General features: G+C 63.2%; 20 protein-coding genes. 16 read left to right on the top strand and 4 right to left on the bottom strand.

Annotated features, from left to right (window positions below):
• The first annotated feature begins 145 nt into the window (after positions 1 to 145).
• The gene (locus CEW83_RS07155; protein ID WP_199915226.1) at positions 146 to 1,339 is read left to right on the top strand and encodes an HPP family protein; all 1,194 of its coding nucleotides are present in this window, start codon (positions 146 to 148) and stop codon (positions 1,337 to 1,339) included.
• Between the two features lie 18 nt (positions 1,340 to 1,357).
• Here CEW83_RS07155 and CEW83_RS07150 read toward each other — a convergent pair whose 3' ends face one another.
• Positions 1,358 to 1,816 carry an RrF2 family transcriptional regulator gene (locus CEW83_RS07150; RefSeq protein ID WP_108948734.1) on the bottom strand — a complete coding sequence of 153 codons (459 nt, stop codon included), beginning with the start codon at positions 1,814 to 1,816 and terminating at the stop codon, positions 1,358 to 1,360.
• Positions 1,817 to 1,940: 124 nt separating this feature from the next.
• Between CEW83_RS07150 and ccoG the strand changes: the two genes are divergently transcribed.
• From ccoG to speE, 7 genes are all read left to right on the top strand, one after another.
• Positions 1,941 to 3,347, top strand: a complete 1,407-nt coding sequence (gene ccoG / locus CEW83_RS07145; protein ID WP_108948733.1) for a cytochrome c oxidase accessory protein CcoG — start codon at positions 1,941 to 1,943, stop codon at positions 3,345 to 3,347.
• A 76-nt stretch (positions 3,348 to 3,423) separates the two neighbouring features.
• Positions 3,424 to 4,101 (top strand): DUF2238 domain-containing protein, encoded by a 678-nt coding sequence (locus CEW83_RS07140; protein ID WP_108951251.1) that lies wholly within the window; start codon positions 3,424 to 3,426, stop codon positions 4,099 to 4,101.
• The gene (locus CEW83_RS07135; RefSeq protein ID WP_108948732.1) at positions 4,098 to 4,727 is read left to right on the top strand and encodes an ACP phosphodiesterase; all 630 of its coding nucleotides are present in this window, start codon (positions 4,098 to 4,100) and stop codon (positions 4,725 to 4,727) included. The genes CEW83_RS07140 and CEW83_RS07135 overlap by 4 nt, the downstream gene beginning before the upstream one ends.
• 63 nt (positions 4,728 to 4,790) lie before the next feature.
• Complete coding sequence (locus tag CEW83_RS07130; RefSeq protein WP_108948731.1) at positions 4,791 to 5,171, top strand: antitoxin Xre/MbcA/ParS toxin-binding domain-containing protein; 381 nt, start codon at positions 4,791 to 4,793, stop codon at positions 5,169 to 5,171.
• On the top strand, positions 5,131 to 5,868 hold the full coding sequence (locus tag CEW83_RS07125) for an RES family NAD+ phosphorylase (protein ID WP_199915225.1): 738 nt from the start codon (positions 5,131 to 5,133) through the stop codon (positions 5,866 to 5,868). The genes CEW83_RS07130 and CEW83_RS07125 overlap by 41 nt, the downstream gene beginning before the upstream one ends.
• Before the next feature lie 95 nt (positions 5,869 to 5,963).
• Complete coding sequence (locus CEW83_RS21195) at positions 5,964 to 6,353, top strand: S-adenosylmethionine decarboxylase family protein (RefSeq protein WP_199915224.1); 390 nt, start codon at positions 5,964 to 5,966, stop codon at positions 6,351 to 6,353.
• 3 nt (positions 6,354 to 6,356) lie between these two features.
• Entirely contained in the window at positions 6,357 to 7,244 is an 888-nt protein-coding gene (gene speE, locus CEW83_RS07120) for a polyamine aminopropyltransferase (protein ID WP_199915223.1), read from the top strand.
• Between the two features lie 16 nt (positions 7,245 to 7,260).
• Here the strand turns inward: speE and CEW83_RS07115 are convergent, their stop codons facing one another.
• Positions 7,261 to 8,373: an NAD(P)/FAD-dependent oxidoreductase gene (locus tag CEW83_RS07115; RefSeq protein WP_108948730.1), complete on the bottom strand. Its 1,113-nt coding sequence runs from the start codon at positions 8,371 to 8,373 to the stop codon at positions 7,261 to 7,263.
• 339 nt (positions 8,374 to 8,712) lie between these two features.
• Here CEW83_RS07115 and CEW83_RS07110 point away from each other — a divergent pair, with 339 nt between their 5' ends.
• The 6 genes from CEW83_RS07110 (at position 8,713) to CEW83_RS07085 (ending at position 17,965) form a co-directional block, all read left to right on the top strand.
• On the top strand, positions 8,713 to 9,663 hold the full coding sequence (locus tag CEW83_RS07110; RefSeq protein ID WP_108948729.1) for a TAXI family TRAP transporter solute-binding subunit: 951 nt from the start codon (positions 8,713 to 8,715) through the stop codon (positions 9,661 to 9,663).
• Positions 9,664 to 9,774: 111 nt separating this feature from the next.
• Positions 9,775 to 11,811 (top strand): TRAP transporter permease, encoded by a 2,037-nt coding sequence (locus CEW83_RS07105; protein ID WP_108948728.1) that lies wholly within the window; start codon positions 9,775 to 9,777, stop codon positions 11,809 to 11,811.
• Positions 11,811 to 12,197 carry a DUF1850 domain-containing protein gene (locus CEW83_RS07100; RefSeq protein WP_108951249.1) on the top strand — a complete coding sequence of 129 codons (387 nt, stop codon included), beginning with the start codon at positions 11,811 to 11,813 and terminating at the stop codon, positions 12,195 to 12,197. The genes CEW83_RS07105 and CEW83_RS07100 overlap by 1 nt, the downstream gene beginning before the upstream one ends.
• A gap of 3 nt (positions 12,198 to 12,200) precedes the next feature.
• The gene (locus tag CEW83_RS07095; RefSeq protein WP_108948727.1) at positions 12,201 to 14,024 is read left to right on the top strand and encodes a sensor histidine kinase; all 1,824 of its coding nucleotides are present in this window, start codon (positions 12,201 to 12,203) and stop codon (positions 14,022 to 14,024) included.
• Complete coding sequence (locus CEW83_RS07090) at positions 14,021 to 15,388, top strand: sigma-54-dependent transcriptional regulator (RefSeq protein ID WP_108948726.1); 1,368 nt, start codon at positions 14,021 to 14,023, stop codon at positions 15,386 to 15,388. The genes CEW83_RS07095 and CEW83_RS07090 overlap by 4 nt, the downstream gene beginning before the upstream one ends.
• A gap of 435 nt (positions 15,389 to 15,823) precedes the next feature.
• Positions 15,824 to 17,965 carry a TonB-dependent receptor plug domain-containing protein gene (locus CEW83_RS07085; RefSeq protein WP_234419015.1) on the top strand — a complete coding sequence of 714 codons (2,142 nt, stop codon included), beginning with the start codon at positions 15,824 to 15,826 and terminating at the stop codon, positions 17,963 to 17,965.
• Between the two features lie 10 nt (positions 17,966 to 17,975).
• Here CEW83_RS07085 and CEW83_RS07080 read toward each other — a convergent pair whose 3' ends face one another.
• Positions 17,976 to 19,655 (bottom strand): hypothetical protein, encoded by a 1,680-nt coding sequence (locus tag CEW83_RS07080; protein ID WP_108948724.1) that lies wholly within the window; start codon positions 19,653 to 19,655, stop codon positions 17,976 to 17,978.
• A 103-nt stretch (positions 19,656 to 19,758) separates the two neighbouring features.
• Here CEW83_RS07080 and CEW83_RS07075 point away from each other — a divergent pair, with 103 nt between their 5' ends.
• Together CEW83_RS07075 and CEW83_RS07070 are read left to right on the top strand one after the other, a co-directional pair.
• Entirely contained in the window at positions 19,759 to 20,640 is an 882-nt protein-coding gene (locus CEW83_RS07075) for a peptidoglycan-binding protein (RefSeq protein WP_234419014.1), read from the top strand.
• Positions 20,641 to 21,040: 400 nt separating this feature from the next.
• Entirely contained in the window at positions 21,041 to 22,441 is a 1,401-nt protein-coding gene (locus tag CEW83_RS07070) for a nucleobase:cation symporter-2 family protein (RefSeq protein WP_108948723.1), read from the top strand.
• A gap of 66 nt (positions 22,442 to 22,507) precedes the next feature.
• Here the strand turns inward: CEW83_RS07070 and CEW83_RS07065 are convergent, their stop codons facing one another.
• Positions 22,508 to 24,121 (bottom strand): NAD(P)/FAD-dependent oxidoreductase, encoded by a 1,614-nt coding sequence (locus CEW83_RS07065; protein ID WP_108948722.1) that lies wholly within the window; start codon positions 24,119 to 24,121, stop codon positions 22,508 to 22,510.
• Between the last annotated feature and the right edge of the window lie 99 nt (positions 24,122 to 24,220).

The following is a 24,220-nucleotide window of genomic DNA, read 5'->3' as shown; positions in this document are numbered from 1 at the left end:
CTCGGTTCCAATCGCTGCCCATCGTCCATCTGCGCGAGAACGTGCGCGGTGGGTGCTTTCGGATTCGAGTCGATACGAGGAAGCCGGTCTCCATGTACGTTTGTATTGCCCTGAATCAACGGCACAGTGCGTCGCCCGGGCGAACATGGCCGGGCGTCTGCGCCCCATGACGGGGGTGCCGCGTCGCGTCTGGGCGGCACGCCACGGATTTCTGCCAAACCAGCAGCACGTCAACGGGCAGGAGCGTCTGCGTGCAGCGTTCGGTGCCTTGCTCGGGCTGTTCACAACCGCCTTGCTCGGACGCCTGTTTGTCGATGCGGCTGCATTGCCCTGGATCATCGCGCCGATGGGCGCCTCCGCCGTGCTGCTGTTCGCCGTACCGGCGAGTCCGCTGGCACAGCCGTGGGCAATGCTCGGCGGCAACCTGCTGGCGGCGGTGATCGGCGTCGCGTGCGCGCGTGGGATTCCGGAGCCGATGATGGCCGCTGCGGTCGCGGTCTCCGCTGCAATCGGTCTGATGTTCGTGCTGCGCTGCATTCATCCGCCAGCCGGCGCGGTGGCGCTGACCGCAGTGGTCGGTGGCCCCGCGATCGAGGGCCTCGGCTTCGGCTTCGTGATCTATCCCGTACTGATCAATTCCGTCTGCCTGCTCACGCTGGCGGTGCTCTACAACCGCGCGACCGGGCGTGAGTACCCGCAACGAAAGGCCGTGATCGCTGGCGCCGAACCGGCGGGCGCTGCACCCTCATCGCTCGGGGGGCTGGCTACGGAGGATCTGGATGCGGTACTCGACGAGTACAACCAGGTGCTCGACGTCAGCCGCGAAGACCTGCGGGACCTGTTTCTGCGCGCAGAAGCACATGCTTACCGGCGCCGCTTCGGCAGTGTGAGCTGTGCTGACGTGATGACGCGAGCCGTGATCTCGGTCGAGTATGGAACCCTGCTTGAAGAGGCCTGGGAGGTGATGCAGCGACACCAGATCAAGGCCTTGCCGGTGGTGGACAGGGCGCGGCGGGTTGTGGGCATGATGACCCGCGCCGACCTGATGAGACGGGCCGGTCCTGGAGGCTATCGCGGATTCGACGAGCGCCTGCGGCGCTTTGTCCGCCGCAGCGGACGCACGCACAGCGACAAGGCCGAGGTTGTCGGTCAGGTCATGAGTACGCCGGTACAGACGGCGGAAGAGCTCACGCCATTGATCGATGTGATTGCATTGCTGGGCGGCGCGGGGCACAGCCATATACCCATCGTGGATCACGAAGGCCGGCTGAGCGGCATCGTCACCCCACGCGATCTGATTGCCGAACTGTACCGGGGGCGGCTTGCGGTAACGGCGTGAGCCGGGCGCAGTCGCTGCTCAGGCCTTGTCTTCTGCGATGGAGTGTCTGATGACCTTGATCACCGCGGGGCGTTCAATGCCCGGTGTCAGGATGTCGGCCAGGGTGTAGCCATCGAGCACCCGGAACATTGCCACGAGCGCCTCGTTCAGGATGGGCTTGAGCTGGCAGTCGGGTTCGATGTGGCAGCGCGAAGCCTCGCCGAAGCACTCCACCAGCGCAAAGTCGGTCTCGGTGTGGCGCAGCACTTCGCCGAGCGGGATCTGCCGCGGGGCGCGGGCCAGGCGGATGCCGCCACCCTTGCCGCGCAAGGTGTCGATGTAACCGGCACGACCGAGTTGATGCACGACCTTGGTCAAATGGTTCTCCGAGATGTCGTACAGCTTGGCGATTTCGCCGATCGTGGCGAGTCGGTCGGTATGCGTGCCCAGATGCATCAGGACACGCAGCGAGTAGTCGGAGAAGGCACTGAGGCGCATGATTTTATAAGGTGTATCCGAAGTATTGATTATGAGTCAGGACGCTGCTAACCTTAACATGCATCGAAAATAAACCTTAAGCCGGCGGTCATGACCGGTGTTCTCCAACCCCGTGGTCGCCCCAATGTCCGAGCCGAACAGCCCCCAGCGTGTCATCCCGATACAGCCGCTCTTTGCGTCCGATCCCAAGGTGTATCCGCGCACGGTCAGCGGCCTCTTTCAGCGCTGGCGCTGGATGTTTGCATGGCTTACACAGATCGTATTCTACGGATTGTGCTGGTTGCCATGGAACGGGCGTCAGGCGGTGCTGTTCGATCTCGATGCCCGCCGTTTCTTCGTCTTCGACTTCGTGCTGTGGCCGCAGGACATCATCTATCTCGCGATTCTGCTGGTGCTGTCCGCCCTGGCGCTGTTTCTCTTTACCACGGTGGCCGGGCGACTGTGGTGCGGCTACACCTGTCCGCAAACCGTCTATACCGAGATCTTCCTGTGGATAGAGCAGCGGATCGAGGGCGATCGACCCAGGCGCATCAAGCTTGATGCCGCGCCGTGGTCTGCACGCAAGGTCGGCCTGAAAACGGCCAAGCACAGCGCCTGGCTGGTGCTTTCACTGTGGACCGGGTTTACCTTCGTCGGCTATTTCACGCCGATCCGCGAACTGGCTGATGCGACACTGAGTTTCTCGCTGAGTGGCTGGGAGACATTCTGGGTGCTGTTCTATGGTGCAGCGACCTACGGCAACGCCGGCTTCATGCGCGAGCAGATGTGCAAGTACATCTGCCCCTACGCGCAGTTCCAGTTCGTGATGTTCGACCCCGATACACTGATCGTGGCCTATGACGAAAGGCGGGGCGAGGCCCGTGGCGGGCGGTCGAAGAAGGCGGTACCGGCCGAGGAGGGGCTCGGCGACTGCATCGATTGCAGCATCTGCGTACAGGTGTGTCCGACCGGCATCGATATTCGCGACGGACTGCAGCTGGAATGCATCGGCTGCGCAGCCTGCATCGACGCCTGTGATCAGGTGATGGACAAGATGAACTACCCGCGCGGGCTGATTCGCTACTCAACCGAAAATGCGCTCAAGAACCGCTCGTCGACGAATACGATCATTCGCCGCAGCCTGCGTCCGCGCGTGCTGATCTACTCTGCCGTGTTTTTCTCCCTGCTGGCGGTGACGGTTTGGTCGCTCGCCACGCGCGTTCCGCTCAAGCTCGATATCGAACGCGACCGCGCCGTGCTCGCAACGGAAGCCGCTGACGGTTCGATCGAGAATGCCTTCCAGCTGAGCCTGATCAACGCCAGCGAGCAGGCTCGGACCTTCGATGTCAGCGTCACGGGCATCGACGGCATTCACCTCTCCGCACCGCTGCAGGTCGTCGTGCCGGCGGCGGCCTCGGCGTCGGCAACGGCGCAAGTCAGGGTCGAACCCGGTGCGCTGCGCGTGGGTTCTCACCCGTTCCGCTTCTCGGTGGTGGATGCGCAAGATCCGACCGTGACGGTAAGCGAAGAGGCAAAGTTCTGGATGCGGTGAGTCCGGCCCCACGCGAGCCTTGTAGAATTCGCTTCTCGTCTGGCATGACGACCAGATGTCCGCTGTGAGGCAAACGATGAACGCGAAGAACCACCGGGTGCGATCCCGAGAGACCGTGCTGCTTGCTGCGGCAGGAGTTTGCTGTGTGTTGCTGGTGGTGTCCGGCATCGAGCCGTATGACCGTGCCACCTGGCTGATGGAGGTTGCGCCAGTGCTGATCGCACTGCCGACGCTGTTCCTGACCCACCGGCGGCATCCGCTCACCGATCTGCTGTACGGGCTGATCTTCGTGCATGCGGTGATCCTGATCGTCGGCGGGGCCTACACCTATGCGCGGGTTCCGTTCGGCTTCTGGCTGCAGGACGTGCTGGCGACCGGTCGCAACCCTTACGACAAGATCGGGCACTTCGCTCAGGGGGTGGTGCCAGCGCTGCTGGCGCGGGAAATCCTGTTGCAGGGAGGGCGCGTCAGCGGCAGGTGGCTGGCCGGCTTCCTGTCGGTTTGCGTTGCGATGGCGGTCAGCGCCTGGTACGAACTGGTGGAGTGGGGCGCAGCCCTGCTCATGGGGCAGGGGGCGGACGAGTTTCTCGGCACCCAGGGCGATCCGTGGGATACGCAGTCCGACATGTTCATGGCTTTTCTGGGTGCGCTGGTGAGTGTGCTGTTACTGGCGCGCTGGCATGATCGCCAGCTGGCGCGCAAGCGCGTCGCAACAGAAGGGCTCGCCCCCGATATCAGCATGAGCTGCGGATGAACTTTCTCGCGCATCTGCAGCTTGCTCAGGTCAGCCGCACCTCGCCTGCAGGCAACCTGCTGGGCGATTTCGTGAAAGGGCCGCTGCCGGCAGATCTTGCACCTGCGCTGGCGATCGGCATCCGCCTGCACCGGCGGGTCGACGCATTTACCGATGCGCATCATGAACACCGTGCTGCGGTGCGCTGCTTCGAGCCGCCCTGGCGACGCTTTGGCGGGGTGCTGGTGGACATGCTCTACGATCACTGGCTCACGCTGCACTGGGACGGATTCAATACGCAACCCCTGGATGCCTTCTTGCGCGAGAACTATGCTGCCTTGCTGGCGAGCGAAGCGCGTCATCCGGAGGTGCTGCCCGATGGCCTGCCCTTGCCCTTGCGGCGCATGGCTGAGCAGGACTGGCTGTCGACCTATCGCAGCGAGCATGGCCTGCGCCGCGCGCTCAACGGCATTGGCAGTCGTCTGCGCCGGCCGCTCGAACTCGGTGCCAGCCTCGACACCCTGAGTGATGCACGATGGGCAGAAATGGAGGCGGGCTTTCTGCGTTTTTATCCGGAGCTTGTCGCGTTCGCGCGCGACGAGGCTGTGAGCATCGCCGCGCTGACTGAGGAAATGAAGCGGGTCTGAGTGAAGGCGTGGTTTCTGTAGAAATATTGATGTGCTAGAATTTCTGCAGAAAGGAGGTGCCCTATGGCAGTCATTTCCCCCGGGCTTGCAGTCCGGCCTGAAGCCGCATCGGTGCTGAGCAAGGCGGTCGCACGTGCCGCCGAACAGCTCAATGTTTCGCGCGCGCTGCTGGCGCGGGTGCTCGGCGTCAGCCCGGCAACGGTGACGCGACTCTACAGCGGCGACTATGTGCTCGATCAGGGGCGCAAGGAGTGGGAGTTTGCGCTGCTGTTCGTGCGCGCTTTCCGTGCGCTCGACTCCATTGTCGGCAACGAATCCAGTGCCCGCGCATGGCTCAACAGCGAGAACCGCGCACTCAACGGCCGTCCGGTCGATCTCATTCGCAGTACGGAGGGGCTGGTCCGTGTCGTCCAGTACTTGGACGCCTCTCGCGGTCTCGTCTGAGGCGCGCGCCTGGCGCGGCGCGGCCTGGCGCATCGTGGAGGCACAGCACGTCGCGTCCACGATGAAGATCGTCGACAGCCGGGACGAGCAGGACGTACTGGAGCGTCTGCTCGATGACAGCAAGCCGGCGTTGCCCGGCGCTGCAGGACGGCTGGACTATCTGCTGGCTGCGCCGTTTCGTTATCCGACGCGGCGCGGTGGTTCGCGTTTTCGTGCCGCAATCGATCCGGGCGTGTTCTACGGTGCCGGAACCGTCCGTACGGCCTGTGCCGAACTCGGGTACTGGCGCTGGCGTTTTCTGATGGATGCGGTCGATCTCGAGCGCATGGAGCCGGTCGCCCACACGGCCTTTCGCGCTGCCATCGCCACCTCTGCCGTCGATCTGCGTGCGGCGCCGTTCAGTCGCGATGCGGCGCTGTGGCAGCACCCCACCGATTACGCTGCAACCCAGGCGTTGTCGCGGCACGTGCGCGACGCAGGCGTTGGCGCGATTCTCTACAAGTCGGTTCGCGATCCGCGTCCGTCGTGGTGTGTTGCCCTGCTGGAGCCGGAGGGCTTTGCGCGCGCTGCGCCGTATCCGGGTACGCAGACGTGGTGGCTGATGGTGTATCCGGATGCCGTGGTGTGGCGGCGCGACCGGGAGTCGTTCACCTTTTCCAGCGCAAGCTGGCTGCAGATGCAGGGAAACGGGGCATGACAGGCGCTGCAATACGTAATATTTGCACGAATATTAACGAAGCACGACATGCTAGAATTGCCAGCTTGACTCAACCTGGAATATCGAACCCGTAAATGAATGGTCTTCATCTGATTGCCGATCTGTATCGGTGCGCTGACGCCGGCAAGCTCATGTGCGAGTGCGCCAATCTAGAGTCCCTGTGCGTCGCGGAATGTCGCGAAGCGGGGCTCACGCCGCTTGGCGCATATTTCTACCAGTTTCGCGATGAGAATACCGGAGAGGCCGCAGGCGTGACCGGTACCGTCGTGCTGGCCGAATCGCATCTGGCAATCCATACTTGGCCCGAGAGCGGCGATGTCACCCTCGACGTGTATGTGTGCAATTACTCGCGCGACAACAGCGACCGTGCACGTCGCGTGTTCGAGCGTGTGATCGCCGCAATGGGCCCCGAAGACCGTGTCGAGCACCAGGTGGTGCGCGGTCGCCTGCCCGCCGAGGTCTGATCGATGAGCGGTGCGAAACTGCCCGAAGCCGAAGGCCTGATCTTTGAGCAGCTTAACGACGATTCCGGGTACTTCTACCGCGGCGGGGAGCTGATCGAGCAAGGTCATTCCGAGTTCCAGGCTTACGAAGTCTGGGATTCACCCCAGTTCGGCCGCCTGTTCCGGCTCGATGGCTGCTTCATGACCTCGGAGCGGGATGAGTTCTACTACCACGAGAACATCATCCATGTGCCGGCAATCACCCATCCGGCGCCACGCAGCGCGCTGATCATCGGCGGTGGTGACGGCGGTTCGGCTGACGAGCTGTTCAAGCACCCGACCATGGAACGCGTAGTGCTGGCCGAACTCGACGAGAAGGTCATCGACATCGCCCGCCACCATCTGCAGTCGGTGCATAACGGCGCCCTCGACGACCCCCGTCTCGAGATCCGCATTGGCGACGGGCTGCGCTACGTGATGGAGGATGGCCCCGCTGCAGGCGATACCTACGATCTCATCGTGCTCGACCTGACCGACCCGGTCGGCCCGGCCGAAGCGCTGTACGCTGAGGACTTCCTGCGCGCTTGCGCGGCCATGCTGACTCCGGGCGGTGCGCTCAGCCTGCATATCGGTGCGCCGGTTTTCCAGCCCGAGCGCGTGCGCGACCTGGTCGCTCGCTTGCGTCACGTGTTTGCCGTGGTCAGGCCGTATTTTCTCTACATTCCGCTGTACGGCAGCCTGTGGGGCCTCGCCACCGCATCGGCAACGCTCGACCCGCTTGCGCTGGACGCTGACGAGGTCGATCGGCGCATCGCCGAGCGCGGTATCGGGCAACTGCAGCACTACAACGGCGAGGTGCATCGCGCCCAGTTTGCGCTGCCCAATCACCTGCGCAAGCTGCTGGGCGGGTAAGGCCCCGATCGCTTCCTCAGGCGCGCCGGGCGAGCTGGGCGACATGCTCCCCGATTGCCATTGACGCGGTCAGCCCGGGTGATTCGATCCCGAACAGCTGGATGAGCCCTGGAATGCCGTGCTGTGCCGGTCCGTCGAAGCGGAAATCGGCGTCGGGCTCGCCGGGGCCGACAATCTTGGGGCGCACGCCGGCGTACCCAGGGTCGAGGCGGCCATCTTCCAGTGCAGGCCACCATTTGCGGATCGCGGTGTAGAAGCGCTCGGCGCGTGCCGGGTCGACGCTGTAGTCGGGGGCGTCGATCCATTCCACATCGGGGCCGAACTTTGCCTGTCCGCCAAGATCGAGGGTGAGGTGCACGCCCAGTCCGCCGGCTTCCGGAATCGGATAGATGAGGCGGGAGAAGGGCGCGCGGCCACGGTAGGTGAAGTACACGCCGCGGGCGAAGTGCGCCTGCGGCAGCGCTGCAGTCGGCACGCCCTCGATATGGTGCGCGATGTCGATGGCGTCGAGCCCTGCGGCATTGATCACGCACCCGGCGCGCAGCTCGGTTTCGGTGCCGCTGTCATCGACGATCTGCAGCACGATGCCGTCGCCGTCTACCCGCCCGCCACGCACCGGACTGGCAAGTGCGAGCATGGCGCCGTGATGCTCGGCATCCCCCAGCAGTCCAAGCATCAGGCCGTGGCTGTCAACGATACCGGTCGAGGGCGACAGCAGCGCAGCGTGCGCGTCGAGCTCGGGCTCCATGTCACGGATTTCGCTGCTGTTGAGCCAGCGCAGATCGTGCACCCCATTCGTTTGCGCACGTGCGTGGATGTTCTTCAGGGCATCGGTCTGTTGTGGCTGAGGAGCGACCAGCAGTTTGCCGCAGCGCTGGTGGCCGATGCCGCGCTCGGCGCAGTAGCGATAGAGCATGTCGCGACCGCTTACGCACAGGTGTGCCTTGAGCGAACCCGGGGCGTAATACAGGCCGGCATGGATCACCTCGCTGTTGCGCGCGCTGATGCCGCTGCCGAAGGTGGTCTCGCGTTCGAGGATGATCACTTCACGTCCCGCCTGCGCCAGCGCGCGGGCACATGCCAGGCCCACCACGCCTGCGCCGATGACCACACAGTCGATTGTCTCCATGTTTCATGCCTCCGGTATCGCTGTTGTTCCGCCATGCGTGGCGGGTCTTGTTGAGCGCGCCGATTTCTACCAGATTGTTCGGCCGTCAGGTAGCGGCTGAACGGCACACGGTATCGCAGCGCGCCCCCGGTTTGTCCGAAAGTCCGGACGGCTTTGGTGGCTGCATTCGGGAAGTTCGGAATCTGCGCCTCGGCGGGTGCAGGCGAAGAATGAATAAGCAAATAAAAACAGCTGCTTACGAGCGTCTTCCTGTCGATGCTTTCTGGCACGACGATTGCGATGTATTGAGAGCTCAGGATTTATGGGCGAATTCAAAAAGTCTATTGAAGGAGACGATCGATGAAGAGCATTGTGCGCAACTGCCTGCTTGGCGCGCTGATTACGGTAGCCACCCAGACCGCCTCGGCGGCGACCTTTGTCAACGTGCTGACCGGCGGCACCAGCGGCGTGTACTACCCGCTGGGCGTGACGCTGTCGCAGATCTATGGCGAGAAGATTCCTGACGCCAAGGTTCAGGTGCAATCGACCAAGGCTTCGGCCGAGAACCTCAACCTGCTGCAGAGCGGGCGCGGTGAGATCGGCTTTGCACTGGCCGACTCGGTGTCCGATGCGTGGAAGGGCGATGCCGATGCCGGCTTCAGCAAGCCGCTCGACCGCTTGCGTGCGGTCGCTTCGGTGTACCCGAACTACATCCAGATCGTCGCGCTCAGCGATGCGAACATCAAGACCCTTGCCGACCTCAAGGGCAAGCGCATCTCGGTCGGTGCGCCGCGCTCGGGCACGGAGATCAATGCCCGCGCCATCCTCAAGGCCGCCGGTCTGAGCTACAGCGATTTCTCCAAGGTTGAATACCTGCCCTTCGGTGAATCGGTCGAACTGATGAAGAACCGCCAGATCGACGTCACCCTGCAATCGTCCGGCCTCGGCGTGGCTGCGCTGCGCGACCTGTCGACGGCGGTGAAGGTGAACTTCGTGGCGATCCCGGCCGACGTCGTGGCCAAGGTGGGCGATGCAGCCTATGGGGCTGCGGTCATCCCCGCCAGCACCTATGACGGGCAGTCGGTCGACGTGCCGACGGCTGCAATCAACAACCTGCTGGTGACCCACGAGAAGGTGTCCACGGAAGTGGCCTACGAGATGACCCGCGGCATCTTCGAAAACCTCGAGCGCCTCGGCACGTCGCATGCCGCCGCACGCCAGATCAAGCTCGAGAATGCGGTAAAGGGGCTGCCGATTCCCCTGCACCCCGGTGCCGAGAAGTACTACCGCGAAAAGGGCGTGATCAAGTAAGCCTGCATCATCCGTTCGCGCCCTGCTCCACTCCGCGGAAGACCGTGGAGTGGAGCAGGGTGCCTGCACCCGTCTGCCCCGTCGCCCAGCGACATCCAGTCCGGAGTTTCCATGACTCAAACTGCCTCCTCGCCGGCCGCTGAAGCCGGCCATGGGATGCTGCGCGTTGTCTTCTACGTCGCCATCCTGTTTTCCGTCTTCCAGATCATAACCGCAGCCTTCAGCCCAGTCTCGAGCTCGGTAGTGCGATCCATGCACGTCGGCTTTCTGTTGCTGCTCACCTTCCTGATTTATCCCTTGCGTGGAGGCAGTGCAGCGGGCACGAACATACTGACGAAGCTGGTCGGTTTCAGTGCGCTGGCACTGGGCGCCTATCACTGGGTGTACGAGGCTGAGCTGGTCCAGCGCGCAGGCGAACTCACGGATGCCGACATGTTCGTCGGTGTTGTCACGCTGGTACTGGTGTTCGAAGCGGCGCGGCGCATCATGGGCTTCGCCCTGCCGCTGATCTGCCTCGGTTTTCTGTCCTACGCACTGTTCGGCGAGTACCTCCCGGGTGTGTTCGCACATCGCGGCTACGGTCTCGATCAGGTCGTTGGCCAGCTGGCCTTCGGGACCGAGGGCATCTTCGGCACCCCGACCTATGTGTCGTCGAGCTACATCTTCCTGTTCATCCTGTTCGGCGCCTTCCTCGAGCAGGCAGGCATGATTCACCTGTTCAACGACTTTGCCCTCGGCACCGTCGGCCATACCAAGGGCGGTCCGGCCAAGGTGTCGGTGGTGTCGTCCGGTCTGATGGGCACAATCAACGGGTCGGGCGTGGCCAACGTGGTGACCACCGGCCAGTTCACCATCCCGCTGATGAAGAAGTTCGGCTATCGCGCCGACTTTGCCGGCGCGGTCGAGGCCACCAGTTCGATGGGCGGGCAGCTCATGCCGCCGGTGATGGGCGCCGTGGCCTTCATCATGGCCGAGACCATCAACGTGCCCTACATCGAGATCTGCAAGGCAGCCTCGATTCCTGCCGTGCTCTACTTCTTCACCGTGTTCTGGATGGTGCATCTGGAAGCCGGCCGCGCCGGCCTGAAAGGTCTGGCCAAGGAAGATTGCCCCGATCCCTGGGTGGCGATTCGCAAGCGCTGGTACCTGCTGGCGCCGCTGATTTCCCTCGTCTATCTGCTGTTCGCCGGTTTTACGCCGCTGTTCTCGGGCATGGTCGGCCTGGCGCTCACCGTGGTGCTGATCTTCGGTGCCTCGTATTCCGGTCGCCTCAATGGCCTCTCCCTGCGGCTGGTGTTCTGGATCGTCCTCGGCCTCGCCTGCTCGGCTTTTGCCTCGGTCGGCATCGTTGCGGTCATGGGCGTGATCGCGGTGCTCGCCGTCCTGCTGGCCGGTTACAAGGATGGACGCACCACGCTGAAGGTGGCGGTGCAGTCGCTCGCCGATGGCGCCATGCATGCGCTGCCGGTCGGTGTGGCGTGCGCGCTGGTGGGTGTGATCATCGGCTCGCTGACGCTGACCGGTGCGGCGACCGCCTTTGCCGGGTATATCATTCAGCTTGGTGCGCACAGCCTGCTGCTGTCGCTGGTGCTGACGATGCTGACCTGCCTGGTGCTGGGCATGGGGATTCCGACCATTCCCAACTACATCATCACCAGCTCGATTGCGGCGCCGGCCCTGCTGGAGCTTGGTGTGCCGCTGGTGGTATCGCACATGTTCGTGTTCTATTTCGGCATTCTTGCCGACCTGACGCCGCCGGTGGCGCTGGCTGCATTTGCGGCTGCGCCGATTGCCAAGGAGTCGGGGCTCAAGATCGGTGTGCGGGCCGTGCAGATTGCGGTGGCCGGTTTCGTCGTGCCGTATATGGCCGTGTTCGCGCCTGAGCTGATGCTGCAGGGTGACAAGGGCTTCGATGCCACAATCTATGTATTCTTCAAGGCTTTGCTGGCCGTGACCCTGTGGGGAGTTGCTGTGGTGGGTTTCTTCCGTACGCCGATGAACCTGATCGAGCGCGTGCTCGCCTTCGTGGCGGCATCGCTGCTGGTGGTCGCCTTGCCGATCACCGATGAGCTGGGCTTCGCGCTGGCCTCGTTGGTATTCGGCTGGCACCTGTGGCGGGCGCGCAGGCTCTCGCCGCTGACGGTCTGATGGGTGTCTGCCTCGCAACGGCGGTGGCCGCGGTAACGCTCGCGGCCAACAGCTTTACCCTCGGGTGGACGCACTCGATCGAGAAAATCCTGTGGGAAGAGGACTGGCGGGTGGAAAACACCGTGCTGGTGCTCGAATCGGTCCGGGTGCGTGGTTACGGCGCTGGAATGGAACCGGCGCCGGAGGCGGTGTTGCATGACGGGGTATGGGAATGGCATCCCCGCACTACTCACGAGCGCTTGCGCCTGACCCGCTCCGGCTTTACCGCTGATTACCAGTGGTGTGCCGAAGGCACTGCCTGTGTGCCGATGTCGGCAGTGCTGCCCTCCGACGGCGGGGTGACCGAGCTTCGTGCCTGTGATGCGTGGCCGGCCGGCAGGCCCTGATCAATGTTCCTTCGCATCTCATCATCGTGGTGGACGCCCCGGGTTCGTGGCGGGGCGCTGATCCTGGCCATCCTGCCGCTGCTGTGGTTCGGGTATCAGTGGCGGCTGCAGTCGGGCATGGACGAGCTCGAAAGCAGCGCCGGACAGCGTCTGGCGCTGCTGTCGGCCAGCCTGGACTCCGAACTGCAGCGTTATGAAAGTCTGCCCGTGGTGCTCGCACAGCATCCTGGCTTGCGCGAGCTTCTGGCGCATGCGAACGATCCACGCCGGGTCGATCTCGCCAACCGCCTGCTGGAGCAGGTAAACGAGCGAACGGGGGCCGGGGTGTTGTATCTGATCGACCCATCCGGTCGCACGCTGGCGGCCAGCAACTGGCAGCTTCCGGAGAGCTTCGTCGGAGAGAACTACGCTTTCCGACCCTACTTCAAGGATGCACTGAGGGGCGACTCCGGTGCGTTTTTCGCCGTCGGGGCGACCACGCGCATTCCAGGCTTCTTCATTGCGCATCCGGTGCTTGATGGCACGAGCGTCGTTGGTGTGCTTGCGGTCAAGGTCGAGCTCACGCTACTTGAACGTACCTGGGCAGAGAGCGGTGAGTCGATCATGGTCGTGGACCGCCATGGCGTGGTGGCGCTGTCTTCACGCAGTGAATGGAAGTTCTCCACCCTCGCACCGTTGTCCGAAGCATCGCGACAGGCGCTGAGCAGTACCCGCCAGTACTTTACCGAGCGCCTTGAGCCGCTGCCCCTGGTGTGGCGGGAGGCCAACCGGCTGCGTCTTGATGGAAAGGCCTTCGTGGTCAGGCAGCAGGACCTGGGCTGGGCAGACTGGCGCATGATGATCATGCTCGATACGGCGCCGGCGACCGAGGCTGCACGAGTGGAAATCCTTGCGGCTGCCTTGGCGCTATGCGTGCTTGGCGTGGCTGGCATGTACTGGGCACAGCGTGCGCGCCGCATCCGCGAACGCCTTGCGGCGCAGGCCGTGCTGGAGCGCACGGTGGCCGAACGCACGGCGGATCTTGCCGCCACCAATGCGCAACTGCTGCGTGAAGTGGGAGAGCGAGCCGCGGCGGAAAAGAAGCTGCGTGGGGCGCAGCGCGCACTGATCGATGCCAACCGGCTGGCCGCCCTGGGACAGATGGCGGCCGGTGTGGCGCATGAACTGAATCAGCCATTGGCCGCAATGCGAGCATTTGCTGGCAATGGACTGACCTTTCTGGAGCGCGGCAGGTATGAGCCGCTGGGCGACAACCTGAAGCAGATGATCGGTCTGGTAGAGCGCATGGCACGGCTCACGGCCCAGCTCAAGGTCTTTGCTTCCCGTCAGCAGTCGGTGCGTGGCTCTGCGCCTGCGGCACAGACCGTGCGCACCGTGGTTGGCTGGCTGGCCCACCGGATTGATGCGGGAGGGGTCGATCTGAAAACCTACGCGGAGGATATCGCGCTGCCGCTGCAGCCTCAGGCGCTCGAGCAGGTCTTGCTGAATCTGATTGGCAATGCGCTGGATGCGCTCGTCGGTCGATCGGGTGCCGAGATCGAGGTCTGGGTGGGGAAACGTGGTAGCGCACTGGTGCTTGAAGTCGCGGACAATGGCCCTGGTATCGATCCCGCCTTGAGAGAGAAGATCACCCAGCCGTTCTTTTCCACCAAACCGCTTGGCCAGGGGCTGGGGCTGGGTCTGGCCATCGTCAGCGATCTGGTGGTGGCTGCGGGCGGACAGATCACGTTCGACCAGCGTCAGGCGGGAGGTGCAGTCGTCCGTGCGAGCTGGCCGACAGGGTCGGATGTGGATGACGAAAGCAGGGATCAGGAGTTGAGAGCATGAGTAGCGGGGAGTTGAAGGTGCTGTACGTCGAGGACGACGATGCGGTGCGGGCGGCCGGATGCCAGACCTTTGCATTGGCCGACATCGACGTGGAGGGCCACGCCCGCGCAGAGTCGGTCGTCGCGCGCGTGGGGACTGCGACGCCCGCAGTGCTGGTGACCGATGTGCGCCTGCCGGGCATGGATGGCATGGCGCTGCTGCAGCGGGTTGTGGCCATCGACCCTGACCTGCCGGTAATCCTTGTGACCGGTCATGGTGACGTGTCGATGGCGGTTGAGGCCATGCGAGCCGGCGCCTATGACTTCATCGAGAAACCCTTTGCGCCCGAGCAACTGCTGGATGTCGTCCGCCGTGCGATGGAGAAGCGTCGCCTGGTGCTGGAGAATCGCGCATTGCGCAGGCAGCTTGCGCAGACGACGGGTACTGACGGCCTGCTTGGAAATGGCCTGGCGATGAGCCGGGTGCGCGAGTTGGTCGCCGAACTGGCCGACACCGATGTGGATGTGCTGGTGCATGGTGAAACCGGTACGGGCAAGGAGCGTGTTGCCCGCGGCCTGCACGAGTCCGGTCGCCGACGGCAGGGCAATTTCGTTGCGATCAATTGTGCGGCTCTGCCCGAAACCGTGTTCGAGAGCGAAATGTTCGGGGTGGAGCCGGGGGCCTTTACCGGCGCCACACGCAGCCGCGCGGGAAAGATCGAACACGCCAATGGCGGCACCCTGTTTCTCGATGAAATCGAGGGCATGCCGCTGGCGCTGCAGGCAAAGCTCCTGCGTGTGTTGCAGGAGAGGGTCGTCGAGCGCCTTGGCTCCAACCGCCTTGTTCCCGTTGATTGCCGCATCGTCGCCGCCACCAAGGTCGATCTGGCCGAGGAAAGCAAGGCCGGCCGCTTTCGGGCCGATCTCTACTATCGTCTGAATGTCGTTCCGCTCAACCTGCCGCCCCTGCGCGAGCGGCGCGAAGACATTCCCCTGCTGTTCAACGCGTTCTGTCTTCAGGCGGCCGAGCGTTACCGTCGTCCGCAGCCGCCGGTCCTGCCGGCAGTGGTCGACTGGCTGATGAGCTGCGACTGGCCGGGCAATGTGCGGGAGCTGCAGCACGCGGCTGAACGCTACGTGCTTGGTGTGTGGCGGCCCGGGTCGGGAGGCGCGCCGTCAGGCGAAACCTTGCCGCAGCGGGTCGCGGCATTCGAACTGCGCCTGATCGAAAGCGCGCTTGAAAGAACGCTCGGGGATGTTGCAAGTGCTGCCGAGGCACTTGGTGTGCCGCGCAAGACACTCTATGACAAGCTCGCAAAGCTTGGCGTGGATGCGGCCAGGTTTCGTGGAACGATGGCCCAGACAGGGCTTCCGGATGGGCGTTGAAATCACCGATCTGGTGTATTCGTCAAGCTGAAAATTAATACCTTTTGTATATTGGTGCCAGGAATCGCGTCGTATTTTTGCGACAGCGTGCAACGCCAGTATCCAGTTCTGTGAAACGGCCCCGAAGGAGGCTGCGGTTAAAGCGCCATTCAGGCTTGGTGCGGCTCCTGCCGGATTGCCGTACGGTGAAGTACGGAATTTCTGCCCGAATGCATGCTTTTCGCTCATTCCGGGGCGTTGGTATGCGATTGACGCTCCCGGAAACGCAATGGATACTTCGTCCAAGAAGCGAATGTGTCGGTCCCGATACGCTCGGAAAAACATGCGGACAATGTATTCATGAACTGTGGTGCAAAACACTTCGGAACTTCTGGCTTGCGTTCGGGAAACGCCAGAACTAATAAATTAGTTATAGGCGCGCCTGTTCGAAGGCGGATGCTTGCAAGTTTGCTGCCGGTCCTGCTCTGTGCCTCGAGCATCGACGCCTTCGCGTTTGCTGAAGAAAACCTGTTTTTTGCCGAGTTGCCCATCGTTGCCTCGGTCAGCCGTCTGCCACAGCGCCTTGCCGACGCATCTGCCTCGGTCACCGTGATCGATCGCGAGATGATCAAGGCGATCGGCGCGCGCGACCTCAATGATGTCTTTCGCATCGTTCCGGGCTTTCTGACCTATCCGAACAATACCGATGCGGCACGGGTCACCTACCATGGTCTGACCAATGAGGACTTCTCCCCCCGGGTGCAGGTCCTGATCGACGGGCGTTCCCAGTATTCGCCCTTGTTCCAGAACGGGGTGAACTGGGCGACGCTGCCTGTAGCGCTTGAGGACGTGGAGCGCATCGAGGTCGTGCGCGGCACCAACGCGGTCTCCTATGGTTCGAATGCATTCCTTGGTGTGATCAACATCATTACCGTCGATCCGGCCCTGGTGCGCGGTGTGTCGGTCAGCACCAATCAGGGCAACCAGGGTGTGAGCGATACCACGCTGCGAGCCGGCGGACGTCTGGGCGAGAGTGGCGATTTCCGCTTCACCTACCAGGAGAAGAACGATACTGGTTTCACCGACCAGTTTGACTGGCAGGACTCGTTCAATTCGCGTCTCGTCAACCTGAACGCCGGATTCTGGCTCAGCAACAGCGATCAGCTGCAGTTGAGCTTTGGCCATATCGAGGCCACCACGATTCAGGGGCGTCTGAATAAAGAGGAAGTCAATGGGGTTGATGTGCTCACCGGCGGCGATGACCCCGGTAATCCGCTCCGGGACTTCGATCAGTCCAACACCTACATTCAGGCTCTGTGGCGTCGTGCCCTGGGTGAGGGCTCGGATTTTCAGCTGCGCTATTCATATGCGGAAGACCACGGTTCGGAGGCCCATATCGAACGCACTGATGATCTGACCTGGAATGGGGACGACGATCTGCTCTACAAGGTCGACGCCTACGGCGATGTCGGTACCCGGCACGAACTCGAGGCGCAACACACGTTTTCCCCGTTCGACGCCACCCGTCTGGTGTGGGGCGCGGGTTACCGGCTGGACAGCCTGAAGTCGGACGATTTCCTGTATGGACGGGACACGGTCTATCGGCGTGTCGCCCGACTGTTCGGCAACCTTGAATGGAAGCCTGCGGAGTGGTTTACCGGGAACCTTGGGGCGGCGAGCGAGTACGACTCGCTTGGCGGTCGTAACTTCTCGCCGCGGTTGAGCCTCAACTTTCACCTCAACCCTGAGAACACGGTGCGCCTGGGGGCGTCCCGTGCCTATCGGACGGGCAGTACGGTTGATTACGTCGGCAACCGCGTGCTGACGCCTTACTCGACGGCGAGTGGCACGCCCATTCCGGCAGGCCAGGTCTACAAGCAGGAGTTTCTTGGCGATCCGGACATGGAGCAGGAGGAGATCAACACGATCGAGATTGGCTATCTTGGCGACTGGAAATCCTTGCGCAGCAGTCTGGACATCCGGGTGTTCAGAGAGCGGATCCCGAACCGGATGCTGACGGTGAACCGGCTGTTGCCTTCATCCGTGTGCGATGTTCAGGACTATCCCGGGACATGCGATCCGACTCGCGCTGATTATACGACTGCCATCCAGCGGGTGAAGATCGAGGGCGTTGAATTCCAGTGGCGCTGGCAGCCTTTTGATTCGACGCGGCTGATGCTCGGCCAGGCATGGACCGAGATCTCTTCGACATATCTGGGTTCGGTCATGCCGGGGTCAGGGGTGACGACTTTGGTCAGAACCAGTAATCAGGAGAAAATTGATCTGCTGACGCGTCGGTCCAGTCCCAGCAGCTCGACGTCCTTTCTGCTGATGCAGAAGCTGCCAGGCGGACTGGACTTCTCGCTGGCCGGTTATTGGGTGGGCGAGATGAAGTGGACGCGAAACAGCTCGGTCGACTTCTATCGTCGCTTCGACGCACGCCTGGGCTATCCCTTCAATATCGGCGGTCAGCGTGGCGAAATCGCGTACACCGCGCAGTCGATCAACGGCGCCCACGGCGAATTCAAGGCCAGCGGCGAGCCCTCCGACCGTGTCGTCGAGTTGCGTCACTGGGTAACGCTGCGCGTCGATCTCTGAGCCCTCTGCACTAGCCCGCTCCAGCGGCGGGCTGCAGCTGAGGAGTGTCTAGCAGTCCGAGCAGGGGTGGGATGATGGTCTCGACGCGCTTGCCGATGTCGACGATGTTTGCCCGAGGCGTGGGGTGTTCGCGGTTTGGCGAGTCGCTGGCGGCGCGGCTCCACAGATCCAGCAGGCTGCGCTCAAGAAATGCCTTGTCAGTGCTGGCGTCGACGAGGAATAGCACCCGGTCCAGGGGCACGATGTCGATGATCTGCTGCAACTCGTACTGGCAGCCTTGGTTCGCGGCGGAGAAACTCCTCAGGTCCATCAGCACTGCATCGGACGATGCGGCCAGGCGGCGCATTGCCAGTTGCCACGTGTTTGCATGGCAGAAGAACTCGTTGATCCGGTAGCGGCCGTCCGGATCGGGGCCGCGGGCCGCGGCTTGCAGCCGTTGCTCAAGATCGTCGGCATCGCGCACGAACCGGCGTGACAAGCGGCCGCCCACGAAATCAAGAAACTCATGTGGTTCGACGGTGCTCGTTGCCAGATCCGGGCCCGCGATCATGCTGATGTCGCCGGTGCGCAGCCAGCGCCTGGAAAGTGCGTCGAACAGCTGACCACTGCGCGCACCGAGCGCAAACACACGCAACAGCAGCAGCGAGGGCGGGTGCAGTGGCGCACGATGCAGGCCTGCGGCGCGAAAGCCTGCCGTACTGACGGCCTTGTAGCCAGCAAAGGCGACCGGACCGGTCAGGATCCAGGCCCAGCCTTCGAAGGCGAGGGTGATCGACTGCACCATCCCGAACAGCAGCCACATGGCATCGAGCGTGAGTGCCTGATCGCTGCTGCGCCGGGCGAGATGGCGATGCCCCAGCCACTTCAGGCAGAACCAGCCCGCCACCGCCGCCAGCAGTGCGCCAAGCAACATCGTGGCAAAGAACGTGGCCTCTCCGCCGAGCCCGACCGCGGCGCCGGTCAGTACCGCTGCGCGCATGCCGGCTTCGCTGCTGCCGACCACGGTCAGTGCAACCTGCGATCCGGTAACGACGACCACCATGAAGGCCAGCACCAGCGGACCGACCGCGCGTACGCGGCGATGCAGAAATGCGAGCAACAGGATGGTGGCGGGGGCGTTGGTCAGCATCCAGAAGCTCGCGACCTGGCCGACGCTCAGCGCGTCGTTGCGCAGCAGGCCGTAGATCGCAACCGCGAACAGCATGACGAAATAGGCGCAGGCGACGATCAGGCGCTGTTTCAGGTTCACGGCGACCAGCAGACCGATTGCGAGTGCCGCTGGCCACGCATAGCAGGACAGCAGCCACAGAAACCGGATCACCACGAAGCCGTCTGCGCGGGTCTGGATCATCCACGCGCCACCGAGGACCAGGGCGTAAGTGAATCCGGCTGCACCGTAGACCAGCGATGCCATGACGAGCGAACGCTGGATGGTGGTGCGGGCTCGCGGTTCCGGCAGGGCGCCGGCATCGACCATGCACAGCCTGAGCACGGCCCTTGGGGGCGCGAGCGGGGAGCCGTCACCGACTGCAGGCGCGGCCGCACTGGAGATCGCCATCGAGCGCAAGACCGCACGCCGGTAAAGCGCCAGCAGGCCGATCGAGACCGGTGCGGTCAGCACGGCGCTTACGAGCAACAGAAACGGAAGCATGCCCGTGGTGATCAAGGTCGCCTGCGAACTGGCATACATGTGAAGCCTCCGGTTGCACTCGGGGTGCTCGTGAAGTGTCGCTACATATGCGTCGGATGGACGGCCGCGCGTGGTTTCAGTCCAGTATAGATGTGCCCGCACAATGTGCAGACTTGCAGCCGAAGCGATTGCGCTGACCTATAGTGAAATCGTCATTCATGCAGGGGAGACAACGATGGCAGTGCTCAAGCGGGGAATGAAAGGCGCCGCGGTGAAGCGCCTGCAGCGCGAACTCAAGTCGAGAGGTTTCGACCCTGGACTGCTCGACGGCGAGTTCGGGGGCGGGACCGAGGCGGCACTCATGGCATTCCAGCTGAGTGAGGGCCTGCTGGCAGATGGCATTGCCGGCCCGCGAACGCTTGGGGCGCTCGACCTGGCGAAACGTGCCGACGTGTGGCCGGATGTGCTGCCCGCAGTGACGGTGCAGGCAGTGTCAGAGATGTTTCCATCGACGCCGATTCGCAATATCCGCGAGAACCTGCCGCCTGTGAGTACGGCACTGGCCGAGAGTGGTCTGACCGACAAACCGATGGTGTTGATGGCTCTGGCTACGATTCGTGCCGAGACCGAGAGTTTCAAGCCGGTGCCGGAGGGGCTTTCACGCTTCAACACCTCACCGCGTGGTCATCCCTTCGACCTCTACGACGCGCGCCGGGATCTCGGAAACCAGGGCGCACCTGACGGCGAACGTTTTCGCGGACGGGGTTACATCCAGCTCACCGGTCGCTTCAACTATGCGCGCTATGGAGAGCTGCTCGGGATGGGGGATGAACTGGTGCGCAAGCCCGAGCTTGCTTCCGACCCCTTGATTGCCGGGCGTTTGCTGGCGTCCTTTCTGAAGGACAAGGAGGCCCGGATCAAGCGCGCGCTGATCGAGGGCGATCTGCGTCACGCTCGCCGGCTGGTCAATGGCGGGAGTCACGGTCTCGACCGCTTCACGGATGCCTTTCATCGCGGCGAGCGGTCGATTTCGGACCTGGCCTGATCGTGTTTTCCGCCCTCCATCCGGCGGGGCGGGGTTCCGGATCTGCCGGGGCGTGATGACTTCGTGCATATGTCGATATCCCTATAGTGCGAATAGCCGTCGGGGATATGCGTAATGAATTCACCTGCAAGGTGCGTCAGCGCAATGTCTGCACCAATGCCAGTGGATTGAAAAGTGCTATTAAACAGTGACTTGCGCGTGCGGAGTCTGCGGCGCCCCATTTCGGCGCGAAGAAATCCGGTTTTCCGGGGTTTGCGGGCTGAAGAGGGCGCGATTTGACGGCACGGGGCTTGCTGAGTGCTTTGGATGCGTCGGGTGAGCGGATTTCATCGAGCCACAGAGCCTGGTGAGTGTGCGCACCCGACCGAGCCATTACCAATTACGCACAGGAGTCCTCGTCATGTCGCAAGACAACCCCGCTGTTCGGCTGCCCGCACTGTTATACGGGCTGGAGGATCGGCCCGGAACCGCCGCCAGTCTGCTTGCAGCGCTGCAGCACCTTCTTGCAAGCATCGTCGGCATCGTCACCCCAACGCTCATTATTGGCGGCGCACTCGGTCTTGGTCAGTACATCCCCTACCTGATCAGCATGTCGCTGTTCGTCTCCGGGGTTTCCACCTGGATTCAGTCCCAGCGTGTCGGGCCTATCGGCTCCGGTCTGCTCAGTCTTCAGGGAACGAGTTTCGCGTTTCTCGGCTCCATCCTCGCGGCCGGCCTGGTGGCAAAGGGGCGGGGCGATACGCCGGAGCAGATCCTGGCCCTGCTGTTTGGTCTCTGCCTCGCCGGCAGTCTGATCGAGATCGTTCTGAGCCGGTTCATCTACAAGCTCGGCAGGATCATCACGCCGACGGTGACGGGGATCGTGATCACCATCATCGGACTCAGTCTGGTCAAGGTCGGCGTGACCGACATGGCGGGCGGCTTCGGAGCGAAGGATTTCGGTTCTGCCTCCAACATGGCGCTGGCGCTGACGGTGATCACCATCATCATCTGGCTGAGTTTTGCGCGCAACAGCATGATCCGGCTCAGCGCAATCCTGATTGGCCTTGCGGTGGGCTTTGTGATCGCGGCGTTCGCCGGGATGGTTGACTTCTCCAGGCTTGGCAGTCAGCCGTTTTTCGCGATTCCGGAGCCGTTCAGGTTTGGTCTCGCATTCGACTGGGCGCTGTTCATCCCGATTGCGTTTCTGTACCTGATCACGGCGATCGAAACCACCGGCGATCTCACCGCAAACTCGGTGATTTCCGGTGAGCCGGTGAAGGGGCCGGTCTACATGAAGCGGATCAAGGGCGGCATCCTCGGAGATGGCCTCAACTCTGCCCTCGCAGCCGTGTTCAATACGTTCCCCAACACCACCTTCAGTCAGAACAACGGTGTGATCCAGCTCACCGGCGTGGCAAGCCGCCATGTGGGCAAGTACATCTCTGGCCTGCTGGTGTTGCTCGGCCTGTTTCCGATCTTCGGCGCGGTGTTCGTGCTGCTGCCCAAGCCGGTGCTGGGCGGTGCAACGCTGGTGCTGTTCGGTTCGATCGCAGTGGCTGGCATCCGCATCCTGTCGACGCAGACAATCGACCGCAAGGCGATCTACGTGATGGCCCTGTCCTTCGGTTTCGGTCTTGGCGTCAGCATGGTGCCGAATGCGCTGAGCGGCTTGCCGGATGCAGTGCAGAAAGTGATCGGATCGCCGATCACGATCAGTGGCATTACCGCCATCTTGCTCACGCTGATCCTGCCGGATGAGCCGCCGGCAGCGGCACATGACGAAAAGGTCGTCGCCAAGCCTGCGGTGGCAACGAACTGAGCCCGAAGCCTGTCAGGCCGGCGTCTGGCTCGCCTGTGACCGCGCTGAGCGCGGCGCGGGCTGGGCTCAGTCCGCCTGCTGGCCGTCGATGATGTCTTTGGCGAGCGCCTCGGCAACCCGGATGCCGTCGACACCGGCAGACAGGATGCCGCCGGCGTAGCCTGCGCCTTCCCCCGCGGGGTAGAGGCCCTTCACGTTCAGGCTCTGATAGTTCTCGCCGCGGGTGACCCGCACGGGCGACGAGGTGCGGGTTTCGACCCCGGTCAGTACCGCGTCATGCATCGAGAAGCCCTTGATCTGGCGCTCGAAGGCGGGCAGTGCTTCGCGTATGGCCTCGATTGCGTAGTCGGGCAGGGCGGTCGACAGGTCGCCCAGCTTCACCCCGGGCTTGTAGGAGGGCTCGACCGATCCGAGCGCCGTCGACGGCCGCCCGGCGATGAAGTCACCCACCAGCTGACCGGGCGCCTCATAGGTGCCGCCACCGAGTTCGAAGGCGCGCGATTCCAGTTCGCGCTGCAGGGCGATGCCGGCCAGCGGGCCGCCGGGATAGTCCTCGGGCGTGATGCCGACCACGATGCCTGCGTTGGCATTGCGCTCGTTGCGCGAGTACTGGCTCATGCCGTTGGTGACCACACGGTTCGGCTCCGAGGTGGCTGCGACCACCGTGCCGCCGGGGCACATGCAGAAGCTGTAGACCGAGCGCCCGTTCTGCGCGTGGTGCACGATCTTGTAGTCGGCCGCGCCAAGCAGCGGGTGGCCGGCATACTTGCCGAGGCGGGCACGGTCGATCAGGGACTGCGGATGTTCGATGCGGAAACCCACTGAGAACGGCTTCGCTTCCATGAACACACCGCGTTCATGCAGCATTTCCACCGTGTCGCGTGCGCTGTGGCCGAGAGCCAGAACTACGTGGTCACAGGGGATCTCTTCTCCGCCCGCGAGCACGACGGCGCGCACCTGGCCGTCTTCGATACGCAGGTCGGTGACGCGCTGCTGGAAGCGGATTTCGCCGCCGAGGGCCTCGATCTCGGCACGCATGGTTTCCACCATGCCGACCAGCCGGAAAGTGCCGATGTGAGGCTTGCTCACATACATGATCTCCTCGGGCGCGCCGGCCTTGACGAACTCGGTCAATACCTTGCGACCATAGTGCTTCGGGTCCTTGATCTGACTGTAGAGCTTGCCGTCGGAGAAGGTGCCGGCACCGCCTTCGCCGAACTGCACGTTCGACTCGGGATTGAGCACGTTCTTGCGCCACAGGCCCCAGGTGTCCTTGGTGCGCTCACGCACTGCCTTGCCGCGTTCCAGCACCAGCGGTCTGAACCCCATCTGCGCCAGAATCAGGGCGGCAAAGATGCCGCAGGGGCCGAAGCCGACGACGACCGGACGGTGCGCGACCGTCGCCGGCGCCTGACCGACGAAGTGGTAGCCGGTGTCCGGGGCGGGATTGATGTGGCGGTCGCCGGCGAAGCGCTTCAGCACACCGGCTTCGTTCTTCAGCGTGAGATCGATGGTGTAGATGAAGCTCAGCGAGGCAGCCTTGCGCGCATCGTAGCTGCGCTTGAAGACGGTGAAGGCGAGCAGGTCGGTCGCCGCAATGCCCAGCCGCTCGATGATGGCGCTTCTGAGCGCCTCCTCGGGATGGTCCAGGGGCAGTCTGAGCTCGGTGATTCGCAGCATGGGTGTTCCGGTCTTGTGATGATGGGCGAACGACTCGCCAGAGGGGCGGATTGTAATCGGTATCGCCTGCGTACAGCAGGCCCGGCAGCGCATGATCGC

This window comes from Parazoarcus communis (assembly GCF_003111645.1).
Lineage (GTDB): Bacteria > Pseudomonadota > Gammaproteobacteria > Burkholderiales > Rhodocyclaceae > Parazoarcus > Parazoarcus communis_A.
Note: the sequence above shows the minus strand (reverse complement) of the source record. Positions and strands in the feature narration are given on the sequence as shown.

What these genes read in the sequence shown, in the direction of transcription:
- CEW83_RS07150 (WP_108948734.1), bottom strand. Translation starts at nt 1,816, where the DNA reads ATGCGCCTCAGTGCCTTCTCCGACTACTCGCTGCGTGTCCTGATGCAT.
- CEW83_RS07100 (WP_108951249.1), top strand. Translation starts at nt 11,811, where the DNA reads ATGGGTGTCTGCCTCGCAACGGCGGTGGCCGCGGTAACGCTCGCGGCC.
- CEW83_RS07140 (WP_108951251.1), top strand. Translation starts at nt 3,424, where the DNA reads ATGAACGCGAAGAACCACCGGGTGCGATCCCGAGAGACCGTGCTGCTT.
- speE (WP_199915223.1), top strand. Translation starts at nt 6,357, where the DNA reads ATGAGCGGTGCGAAACTGCCCGAAGCCGAAGGCCTGATCTTTGAGCAG.
- CEW83_RS21195 (WP_199915224.1), top strand. Translation starts at nt 5,964, where the DNA reads ATGAATGGTCTTCATCTGATTGCCGATCTGTATCGGTGCGCTGACGCC.
- CEW83_RS07130 (WP_108948731.1), top strand. Translation starts at nt 4,791, where the DNA reads ATGGCAGTCATTTCCCCCGGGCTTGCAGTCCGGCCTGAAGCCGCATCG.
- CEW83_RS07155 (WP_199915226.1), top strand. Translation starts at nt 146, where the DNA reads ATGGCCGGGCGTCTGCGCCCCATGACGGGGGTGCCGCGTCGCGTCTGG.
- CEW83_RS07065 (WP_108948722.1), bottom strand. Translation starts at nt 24,121, where the DNA reads ATGCTGCGAATCACCGAGCTCAGACTGCCCCTGGACCATCCCGAGGAG.
- CEW83_RS07110 (WP_108948729.1), top strand. Translation starts at nt 8,713, where the DNA reads ATGAAGAGCATTGTGCGCAACTGCCTGCTTGGCGCGCTGATTACGGTA.
- CEW83_RS07085 (WP_234419015.1), top strand. Translation starts at nt 15,824, where the DNA reads ATGCTTGCAAGTTTGCTGCCGGTCCTGCTCTGTGCCTCGAGCATCGAC.
- CEW83_RS07075 (WP_234419014.1), top strand. Translation starts at nt 19,759, where the DNA reads ATGTGCAGACTTGCAGCCGAAGCGATTGCGCTGACCTATAGTGAAATC.
- CEW83_RS07095 (WP_108948727.1), top strand. Translation starts at nt 12,201, where the DNA reads ATGTTCCTTCGCATCTCATCATCGTGGTGGACGCCCCGGGTTCGTGGC.
- CEW83_RS07105 (WP_108948728.1), top strand. Translation starts at nt 9,775, where the DNA reads ATGACTCAAACTGCCTCCTCGCCGGCCGCTGAAGCCGGCCATGGGATG.
- CEW83_RS07090 (WP_108948726.1), top strand. Translation starts at nt 14,021, where the DNA reads ATGAGTAGCGGGGAGTTGAAGGTGCTGTACGTCGAGGACGACGATGCG.
- CEW83_RS07070 (WP_108948723.1), top strand. Translation starts at nt 21,041, where the DNA reads ATGTCGCAAGACAACCCCGCTGTTCGGCTGCCCGCACTGTTATACGGG.
- ccoG (WP_108948733.1), top strand. Translation starts at nt 1,941, where the DNA reads ATGTCCGAGCCGAACAGCCCCCAGCGTGTCATCCCGATACAGCCGCTC.
- CEW83_RS07115 (WP_108948730.1), bottom strand. Translation starts at nt 8,373, where the DNA reads ATGGAGACAATCGACTGTGTGGTCATCGGCGCAGGCGTGGTGGGCCTG.
- CEW83_RS07080 (WP_108948724.1), bottom strand. Translation starts at nt 19,655, where the DNA reads ATGTATGCCAGTTCGCAGGCGACCTTGATCACCACGGGCATGCTTCCG.
- CEW83_RS07135 (WP_108948732.1), top strand. Translation starts at nt 4,098, where the DNA reads ATGAACTTTCTCGCGCATCTGCAGCTTGCTCAGGTCAGCCGCACCTCG.